Annotated in this window: 8 tRNA genes; all 8 read right to left on the reverse strand. The window is 53.0% G+C overall.

The window, feature by feature from the left end:
* Nucleotides 1–86 precede the first annotated feature (86 nt).
* Nucleotides 87–162: transfer RNA gene (locus KC820_RS13025), tRNA-Ala, on the reverse strand.
* Nucleotides 163–171: 9 nt separating this feature from the next.
* Nucleotides 172–245, reverse strand: a tRNA-Pro gene (locus KC820_RS13030).
* A 5-nt stretch (nt 246–250) separates the two neighbouring features.
* A tRNA-Arg gene (locus KC820_RS13035) sits at nt 251–327 on the reverse strand.
* Nucleotides 328–341: 14 nt separating this feature from the next.
* A tRNA-Leu gene (locus tag KC820_RS13040) sits at nt 342–431 on the reverse strand.
* A 15-nt stretch (nt 432–446) separates the two neighbouring features.
* A tRNA-Gly gene (locus KC820_RS13045) sits at nt 447–521 on the reverse strand.
* Nucleotides 522–532: 11 nt separating this feature from the next.
* A tRNA-Leu gene (locus KC820_RS13050) sits at nt 533–614 on the reverse strand.
* Between the two features lie 3 nt (nt 615–617).
* Nucleotides 618–693 (reverse strand) — tRNA-Lys (locus KC820_RS13055).
* Between the two features lie 41 nt (nt 694–734).
* Nucleotides 735–810: transfer RNA gene (locus KC820_RS13060), tRNA-Thr, on the reverse strand.
* Nucleotide 811 lies beyond the last annotated feature (1 nt).

Genomic DNA, 811 nt, shown 5'->3' on the forward strand with positions numbered 1-811 from the left:
GTTTGTTTCTTTCCCAATCAATAAGAAAGAAACCGAATTGACTTCAGGCTATTTTGTTTAGTTTTCAAGGTTCGAAAGAAATAATATGGTGGAGCCTAGCGGGATCGAACCGCTGACCTCCTGCGTGCAAAGCAGGCGCTCTCCCAGCTGAGCTAAGGCCCCAATGGAATATCGGGAAGACAGGATTCGAACCTGCGACCCCTTGGTCCCAAACCAAGTGCTCTACCAAGCTGAGCTACTTCCCGTTATATGGCGCGCCCGAGAGGAGTCGAACCCCTAACCTTCTGATCCGTAGTCAGACACTCTATCCAATTGAGCTACGGGCGCAAAAAGAAAATCAATGGTGCCGAGGGCCGGACTCGAACCGGCACGGAGGTACACCCTCCGCAGGATTTTAAGTCCTGTGCGTCTGCCAATTCCGCCACCCCGGCACAACTTTGGCATAATGGAGCGGAAGACGGGATTCGAACCCGCGACCCCCACCTTGGCAAGGTGGTGTTCTACCACTGAACTACTTCCGCGAACAAGATGATGCGGGTGGAGGGAGTCGAACCCCCACGCCCGGAGGCACTAGATCCTAAGTCTAGCGCGTCTGCCAATTCCGCCACACCCGCAAATGGTGAGCCATGGAGGATTCGAACCTCCGACCCTCTGATTAAAAGTCAGATGCTCTACCGACTGAGCTAATGGCTCGGATCATTTGTTCAATATTTTCACCTTACGGCGAAAATAAGTGGTGCCGGCCAGAGGACTTGAACCCCCAACCTACTGATTACAAGTCAGTTGCTCTACCAGTTGAGCTAGGCCGGCA

The sequence above is a fragment of the Allobacillus saliphilus genome (genome assembly GCF_018138385.1).
Classification (GTDB): Bacteria; Bacillota; Bacilli; order Bacillales; family Alkalibacillaceae; genus Allobacillus; species Allobacillus saliphilus.